Annotated in this window: 9 protein-coding genes and 1 pseudogene; 4 read left to right on the top strand and 6 right to left on the bottom strand. The window is 65.6% G+C overall.

What is annotated here, in order from left to right; all coding sequences use genetic code 11:
• Both ACI944_RS09195 and ACI944_RS09190 read left to right on the top strand, forming a co-directional pair.
• A partial coding sequence (locus ACI944_RS09195) for a DUF5787 family protein (RefSeq protein WP_411718750.1) occupies positions 1-695 on the top strand: 695 nt, incomplete at its 5' end.
• Positions 696-773: 78 nt separating this feature from the next.
• A complete protein-coding gene (locus tag ACI944_RS09190; protein ID WP_411718749.1) occupies positions 774-1,415 on the top strand; it encodes an METTL5 family protein in 642 nt (213 codons plus the stop codon).
• 61 nt (positions 1,416-1,476) lie between these two features.
• Here the strand turns inward: ACI944_RS09190 and ACI944_RS09185 are convergent, their stop codons facing one another.
• The 3 genes from ACI944_RS09185 to ACI944_RS09175 form a co-directional block, all read right to left on the bottom strand.
• Positions 1,477-3,123: a rhomboid family intramembrane serine protease gene (locus ACI944_RS09185; protein ID WP_411718748.1), complete on the bottom strand. Its 1,647-nt coding sequence runs from the start codon at positions 3,121-3,123 to the stop codon at positions 1,477-1,479.
• Between the two features lie 82 nt (positions 3,124-3,205).
• The gene (locus ACI944_RS09180; protein WP_411718747.1) at positions 3,206-4,195 is read right to left on the bottom strand and encodes a YeiH family protein; all 990 of its coding nucleotides are present in this window, start codon (positions 4,193-4,195) and stop codon (positions 3,206-3,208) included.
• On the bottom strand, positions 4,192-4,329 hold the full coding sequence (locus ACI944_RS09175) for a hypothetical protein (RefSeq protein ID WP_411718746.1): 138 nt from the start codon (positions 4,327-4,329) through the stop codon (positions 4,192-4,194). The genes ACI944_RS09180 and ACI944_RS09175 overlap by 4 nt, the downstream gene beginning before the upstream one ends.
• A 287-nt stretch (positions 4,330-4,616) precedes the next feature.
• On the opposite strand from ACI944_RS09175, the gene ACI944_RS09170 reads away from it, so the two are divergent.
• On the top strand, positions 4,617-5,522 hold the full coding sequence (locus ACI944_RS09170; protein ID WP_411718745.1) for a DMT family transporter: 906 nt from the start codon (positions 4,617-4,619) through the stop codon (positions 5,520-5,522).
• A 3-nt stretch (positions 5,523-5,525) separates the two neighbouring features.
• Here ACI944_RS09170 and ACI944_RS09165 read toward each other — a convergent pair whose 3' ends face one another.
• The 3 genes and pseudogenes from ACI944_RS09165 to ACI944_RS09155 all read right to left on the bottom strand — a co-directional run.
• Positions 5,526-6,695: a CaiB/BaiF CoA transferase family protein gene (locus tag ACI944_RS09165; RefSeq protein WP_411718744.1), complete on the bottom strand. Its 1,170-nt coding sequence runs from the start codon at positions 6,693-6,695 to the stop codon at positions 5,526-5,528.
• Between the two features lie 94 nt (positions 6,696-6,789).
• Positions 6,790-7,266, bottom strand: coding sequence for a redoxin domain-containing protein (locus ACI944_RS09160; RefSeq protein ID WP_411718743.1), 477 nt, complete (start codon positions 7,264-7,266; stop codon positions 6,790-6,792).
• A 65-nt stretch (positions 7,267-7,331) separates the two neighbouring features.
• Positions 7,332-7,619: pseudogene (locus ACI944_RS09155) on the bottom strand (hypothetical protein); the annotation flags it as partial.
• Between the two features lie 89 nt (positions 7,620-7,708).
• Here ACI944_RS09155 and ACI944_RS09150 point away from each other — a divergent pair.
• Positions 7,709-7,799, top strand: a 91-nt coding sequence (locus ACI944_RS09150; RefSeq protein ID WP_411718751.1) for a glutaredoxin domain-containing protein, incomplete at its 3' end; no start/stop codon positions are given.

Here is a 7,799-nt window from a genome sequence, read left to right as displayed (position 1 = left end):
ATATCGGGTTCTTCGAAGCCGAGCGCCGCGGCGGACAACGATACGTCCGGCAGGCGATCCCGTATCCCGACTGGATCGGCGGACTGCGGGCCATCGAAAACAAACCCGACCTCGACCGCCCGGGCGACCTCGAACTGCAGTTGCGAAAGGACGTCTCGCTGTCGCTGTTCGACGAGGTGGTTCTCGTGACCGAATCTTACGTGACCGGCGCGCATTTGAACCGGCTTCCCGACCCGGTGGGCGTGTGGCGGCTCGACCCCGAGGCGGGGACGTTTGAGATCGTCCGGGCAGCCGAGCCGCTGCCGAGCGGCGAACCGGGGGTGGCCGTCCTCGATGAATCGCCGACGCGGGTCGACATCGAACCCGTCGACGCGGACGAGAAGGCCAGGCTTCGGCGGCGGATCGCCGAGCGCGCTTACGGGAAGGGTTGGCGTCTCGAACGGCTCCCTGACTGCGAGAAAGCGACACCGCGCGGTCCGCCCTTCGGGGATGAGGACGTGTTGCCCTACTGCGCGTGGAAGGGTCGGTTCGTCGATCCGGCCCGCGAGTGTGGCCCCGAATGCGGGGGGCACACGCCGGCTGATCCCCCGCCGATCGACGCGGACGCGGTCCGAGACGATCGGTCGCCGTGGGTCTCGGACCCGAACGGCGTCGCGAGCGAGCAGGTCGGCCTCGATCGCTTCCGGGGCGGGTGATCGTCGTTTCGTCCGCATCTTATATGACCGCAGTGCATACGAATATTTATACGTATGCTCCAAGAGTATTTTCCAACGATGACAGACGGAACTGCGGGTGCGACGCGGCGGCGGTTGGCCCAAGAACTGGCCGTCGTCGCGGGGTTCGAGGACCCACACGCGCCGCTAGAGCAGTACCACACGCCGCCGGATCTGGCGGCACACATCGTCCACGTCGCCGACCTCAACGGCGACATCGAGGAGCGAACGGTGCTCGATCTCGGCTGCGGGACGGGAATGCTCGCGTTGGGGGCGGCGCTTCGCGGTCCCGACCGGGTTGTGGGGATCGATATTGACCCCGCACCGCTCTCGACGGCGCGCGAGAACGAACAGCGCGTGGGCGCCATGACGCATGTCTCGTGGGTTCGCGGCGACGTTACCGAACCCCCGCTCGCGCCGGACGGGGACACAACCGTGCTTATGAACCCGCCGTTCGGCGCACAGTCCGGCAACGAGGGTGCCGACCGGGCGTTTCTGAAGACAGCCGCCGCGGTCTCGTCGGTCTCGTATTCGGTCCACAACGCGGGCAGCGAGTCGTTCGTCCGGGCGTTCGCCGGCGACAACGGCGGGGGCGTCACCCACGCCTTCGCCGCGGAGTTCGAACTCTCGCGGCAGTTCGAACATCACGGTTCGGACACCCAGTCGATCGACACCGAGGTCTACCGGATCGAGTGGGAGTGAACGGCGGTTGCAGGGGCATAAGTATCGAGAAGAATACTCGCGGATTTATACCGGGGGGATGTCAACCGGCCTTCTGTGCGATCCGAACCCGCGTACGCCCACGCTCTGCGAACAGGTTTCGATCCTCCCGGACGAGGGTGATTCCGCCCGTCGTCACCGTCCCGTTCTCGGCGGGAACGGCGGCCGTTCCGACCGTCTCATTGTGGCTGGAGACAGTGACCTCGAACCCCTCGCCAGCGGGCGCGACCGACAGACGCCGGCCGTCAACGACGACGTCGGCCTCGACAGGATCGGCGCGGAACACGACGGGGCGATTCCCGTCGTCGACGGTCGCGAGTCCGAGACGAACATGGTAGGTCGTGTTCCCGCCCGCGACGGCCCAGGTCGTCCGCGTCGCGCGGACACCCTCACTCCAAGTGGGGCCGCCGACCCGGATCGTCGCGGCGCCGCTTGATTTGAGGCTCGCGGCCGAGACCTCTTCCCACCAGATGTTCCGGCGCTCGGAGACGACGATGAGGCCGCTCGATTCGACGCGGTTCTCCGTCTGGTTTTCGCCGCCGGGGACCGGAACCGAGGAGACGAACCGGTTCTCGACGCCCTCGGCGTAGAAGACGGTGTAGTCCCCGACCTCGACCGCGTCGGCGTCCCCGGCGCCGGCCGTCGGGTCCTCGACCGCGTACAGGTTCAGCGGGACGCCGACGAACGCGACCGCCACGAGCGCGGCGAAGACCAGCCCGAACGCCACGTCCCGACGCGAGAGGTCGACGCTCGGAAGCAACTCCCGGGTCGTCGCCGACGTCCCGCCCGCCACGATCGCGGCGAGAACGAAGACGGCCGCCATCCCAAGCGCCCTGAATAGCCGGTAGGTATCGGAGCCCTCAGGGATGTAGATCGCCCACAGCCCCCGGTCGACGGCGAAGGCGAGCGCGGCGAGCCAGACGTGTTCTGGCTTCGGGCGGACGTCGCGACGATATAAAAGCACCGTCCCGGCCACGACGCCGAGCAATAGGCCGAGGGCGTGACCCTGTATCGCGATCCCCGCCCACCACGGCCTCGAGAACGTCTCCGCGGCCGACTGTTGGACTTCGGGGACCCGGATCGCGTTGTACAGTTGGGCGACGATCCGCGTCGAGAGAGCCGCAATGACGGTCGTGATCGGAAACCTGACAAGTGCGAACCCGACAAACGCGAAGAGGGCTCCCGAGAACCCGATCACGGGACCGAGGCCGAACGACGATGTCGTGACGGCTGCGATGGCGACGCCGAGGGTCCAGGCTATGATCCGGACGAAGGGGTTCGACCGCGGCGACGCGAACGACGAACTCCCGCGGCGCTGTGGGAAGTGACTCCAAGCGTACTCCGCCAGCGATCCGAAAACTAGCGTTCCGAGCAAGTTGCTCGTGACGTGGCCCAACCCCGCGTGGGCGAAGCCGGACGTAAGGATGCCCAGCGGGTAGAAGTAGCTGTACGCCCGAAACGGGATCTCGAGGGGGTCCCGGGGGTTCGCGAGGCCATCCTGGACAAACAAATAAAAACAGGCGACCCCCGCAACGGCGAGGAGTGTCCCCCACGGCACCCCCAACACGAGCCGTTTGCGGATCGTTCCTCCCCACCGTCCGTCCGGGCGGCTCAGATATACGAGGGCCGCAAGCGAGACGGCGACCCCCGCTGCGAGGACGGGATACCACGTGAGGGCCGACGGATCCATATACCGAGTAGATGATCCGGACGAACAAATAAGCCCCCGGTTCGGCGGATCGGAACTCGCCGATAGATGTCAAAGGGGGTCCTCAAAACACCGCCATCGCAACCGCGAGCGACAGGACGCTCACGACAAGTATCGCTGCGAAGACGACCAAAGCAGGAACGAAGCCGGTCCGCCGAAGGTCGTTGATCCTGATCTCCGTGCCGAGACCGACGAACGCTAGCAGGAATAGCCAGTCGACAGCGTTTGCCATCGAAGCGCGCTGCCCGGGCGAGAAGACGCCCACGCTTGCGAGTCCGACGAAGGCGAGAAACCCGAGAACGAATTTCGGAAAGTTCCCCCACAGCATCCGAATCGAGGTGGGGCCGCCGGCGCCGCGCCGCGCGTAATAACTCGCGTAGCCGAGCGCGACCGCACCGATCAGCGCGTTTCGGGCGAGTTTCGTCATCGTCGCCCACTGGCCGGCGGCCTCCGAGTGGGCGAACCCGACGGCCACCACCGGTCCGGTCGAGAGCATGCTGACGCCGGCCCAGACACCGAAGACAATCCCCGAGAGGTCGAGGATGGAGCCGACGATCGGGTAGACTACGATCGTGATCGCATCAACCAGCAGGACGACCCCGGCAGCGTAGGCGATCTGCGTCTCCTTCGCGCGGATCGCCCCACCGACGGCGACGACCGCGGAGACGCCGCAGATCCCAGCCCCGGCAGCGAGCAACGAGCCGAGGCGCTCGGTCAGCCCCGCGACGTTCCGAGCGATGGCCTCGACGAGAAGAACGGTGACTGTCACCGCAGCCACCAACAACAGTAGGATATTGCTGCCGGTTTCGAGGACGGAGCCGAGTGTCAGCGAGGACCCGAGCAGTACGATCCCCGCGGCGAGCCAGACGTTGTGTGTCGCCATACCGGCACGAAGCCGATCCGGGATCCCGACTGTGTTCGTGAGCGCGACACCCAACCCGATCGCGAGCAGCAGTTCGTTGACACCGACGAACGCGGAGAGCCCGTGAGCCGCGAGGGCGCCGAGACAGAGAGCGACGATGCCGGGCACTGTTCGGCTGGCAGGGCCAATCATGGGATATCGACGCCGAAGACTGCGACGGCGGCGACGATCGCGACGGCAACAAGGATCCCCTGCCAGTCGGCGTCAAGGGCGCACCAGCGGCCGACGGCGCGCCGACTCAGGCCACCGAATCGGTCATCGTCCATGAAAATACTTGGACGATCCCCGATTGTATATCTGCTGGTATCGTCCGCAAAAAGAGCAATTTTTGCTGGTTCTTGCGAATACTGCGGTCAAGCTTCAATGGATCTCGACCATTCATTTATATACTGAGACGCGGGCACACGCCGTATGCGCTGAACACTCGCTGGCGAGTCGCCGAGGCGGGAGCGGGGCGTTGACAGTCCCACCGCGATCCGCGCTCGCCAGTCGCCGTTGGATCGCCTGTTCGCATTCCGGTAAGGATTTGAGCGTTTCGTGGGAATAGTCTCCTGTGTCCCGACTTCGCGTTCCCGCTTTGCTCGTCGGCCTCTCTCTCCTCTGGGGTGTGTCGTTCCCCGCGATCTCGATCGGGTTGGGGTATCTGCCGCCCCTCCTGTTCGCGGCGTTCCGGTACGATGTCGCGGCGATTCTTCTCCTCGGATACGCCGTCATGACGGCTGAGGGCCGCGGATGGTGGCCGGCCGGCCGAAACAACGTTGCTGCGATCGCCGCCGGCGGTGTCTTTCTCGTCGCCGGGAACGGGTTGTTGTTTGTCGGCCAGCAGACTGTTCCGAGCGGCATCGCTGCGATACTGCAAGCGCTCGTCCCGATCGTCACGGCACTGTGGGCCCTCGTTCTCCTCGGCGAACGGCTTTCGGTCGCCGGGGCGCTCGGCGTCGCAATCGGGTTTATCGGCATCGGGTTGATCGTCCGGCCCGATCCCGGAAACCTAGCCGGCGGCGATACTCTCGGCCGACTCCTCGTGGTCGGACAGGTGATTAGCGTCTCGCTCGGCGGCGTTTTGATCCAGCGTGTCCGGCCGTCGATGGAACGGGTCGCGATGACCGGGTGGGCGATGCTCGTCGGCGGCCTCGTCCTACACGCGCTCAGCCTCGTCGGCGGGGAGCCGGTACCAACCGCATTAGTCGATCCGGTCGCCATCGGGGCGGTCGTCTACCTCGGCGTCTTCTCGACCGCGATCGCGTTCGTAATCTACTTCACCGTGTTGAGCGAGCGCGGGGCGTTCGAGGTGAGCCTCGTGACGTATCTGGTCCCGATCGTGGCGACGGTTGCTGGGGTGTTCCTGCTCGGCGAGTCGATCGATCCCCTCTCGGTACTCGGCTTCGTGATCGTGTTCGTCGGGTTCGCACTGTTGAAACGACACACGATCGCAGAGGTGCTCACAGCCGCCGGGTAGCGTTCACCTGATTGCGCTATCGGACTTGAGTCGAGCGACCGCTTCGGCGTCGTATCCCGCGGCTTTGAGCACCGCCTCCGTGTGCTCGCCGTGGCCGGGGAGGTCACGACCGTCCTGCCGCGGCACGTCGCTGCCCCGGACAGGAAACCCGACGCGAGGTGCGCCGTCGTCCGGTCCCCGGACGTATCCCCGAGCCTCGATCTGGGGGTGTTCGAGCGCCTCCTCCGGCGTGTAGACGCCGCCAAACGCCGTGTCCACGTCGGCGAGAGACGACACCCACTCGTCGCGAGTCCGTTCGGCAAAGATCGACTCCAGTTCCGCACGGAGGGCTGCCCGGACCGCCGGGTCGTCGGACATGTGCTCGTCGGCCAGTTCCGGCCGGTCGATGGCTGCACAGAACGCCTCGAAGAACTTCGGCTCAAGCGCCCCGAACGTGACGTAGTTGCCGTCGCTCGCCTCGTAGACGCCGTAGCAGGGGTATTCGCCGGTAAGCGGGGTTTCACCCGGTCGCGGGGCCGCTCCCCGAAGCGCATCGGGCGCGACGGCCTGTGAGAAAGCGACGACTGCGTCGGTCATCGATACATCGAGGTACTCGCCGCCGCTGTTACCGAGTTCGCGGGACAACAGCGCGGAACAGACCGCAAAAGCGGCGAGCAACCCGCCGCCGATGTCAGCAATCTGGTACCCCGGTAGCCGCGGGGCCTCGTCGACATCCCGGCGGTTCATATCGAGAAGCCCCGACAGCCCGATACAGTTGAGGTCGTGGCTGGGCCGGTCGGCGTACGGGCCGTCCTGTCCGTAGCCCGTAAGCGAGCAGTACACGATATCCGACTGGCGTTCGGAAACCGCATCGTAGTCGACGCCGAGTCGCCCGGCCACCCCTGGGCGAAAGCTCTCCACGACGACATCGGCGCCTTCGAGAAGGTCGTAGAACGCCGTCCGTCCACCGTCGCTCTTGAGATCGAGGGCGACGCTACGCTTGCCACGGTTCACCGCGCCGAAGAGTGTACTGATCCCCTCGTCGGTCGTGGGCGGCATCTCCCGGGCGTAATCGCCACTTTCCGTGTCCTCGATCTTGATCACGTCGGCGCCGGCGTCGGCGAGCAACTGTGTCGCGTACGGGCCGGGGAGCAGCCGGGTGAGATCGAGAACGCGGATTCCATCGAGTCGCATGAGTGTCGGTCCGACCGGCCAGAAATAAGCCTACCGTCGCGGCGCGGGTGGTTGGCTACCGCCTGCAGGACGGCTCTCTCCTATCGGCCCCGTCTCACACCGCCGCGATCGCCGCCTCGATCTCCGTTGTGGGGACAGGATAAATCCACTCCCCGGTGTCCCAGGCGTGCCTGACGAGCCCGGCGTCGTCAAGGACAAACACCGCCCGCCGGGCGGTCTCCGTACCGGCCATCCCCTCGCGTTCGACCAGCAGATCGTAGGACTCAGCGATATCACCGTTGCCATCCGAGAACATCGAGAACGGGCTCTCGAGCCCGCGGAGAAACTTGTTTATCGAGTAGGGGCCGTCGCTGACGATCCCGTACACCCGTATTCCCTCGAGTTCGCCCCAGCCGAGCGTGTCGTATCGAGTCCACCAGTTCTGTGCGATGGCGGAAAAGACAAACCCGTCGAATATCAGGACGGTCCCTCGGTCGCCGAGCGCGTCGCCGAGTTCGGTCGGTTGGAACGTCTCGCCGTCGCACAGTAGTGCCTCGAACGTAGGCGCCGTTTCGCCGACGGCAGGTACCATACCAGCGTATCCGTCCGGGGGTTAGTTAAATTCGTAGGGGGACCGCATGGTGATCACTTACGCCGAGCAGTCGGGTCGATTGCCGTTCCTGCCTCAGTCGTTCCGGGGCGGACGAAAGAGAGGTAGAACGGCTCCCCACACCCATCGGCCTCGCTGTCGCGCGCGGACCCGTCCGCCCCGCAGACGAATCGGACCCCATCGGCGTCGTCGGCCGCGTAGTCTTCCTCCACGGAGACGTAGTTCCAGCCCGCAAGCGGAACCGGCGTAACGGACTTGTCGGCGAGATACCCCTCGCGCTGTAGTTCGACGACGGTCTCACAGCGCGGACAGTAGTACGTAACTGGCGTCGCCATACCTGCGGTACGGTCCGGAGCCGCTTGGCGGTATCGTTCGGGGCAGTCGCCCCCGGCGGCTTTTTGTATCGTACCGCATATACAGGTACATGACCGTTACGTTGTACCGTCTTGAGGGCTGTCCGTACTGTGAGCACGTCGTCGATGTTCTCAACGAGTTGGACGTTACCTTCGCCAGCG

The sequence above is a fragment of the Natronomonas sp. genome (assembly GCF_046710025.1).
GTDB lineage: Archaea > Halobacteriota > Halobacteria > Halobacteriales > Haloarculaceae > Natronomonas.
Note: the sequence above shows the minus strand (reverse complement) of the source record. Positions and strands in the feature narration are given on the sequence as shown.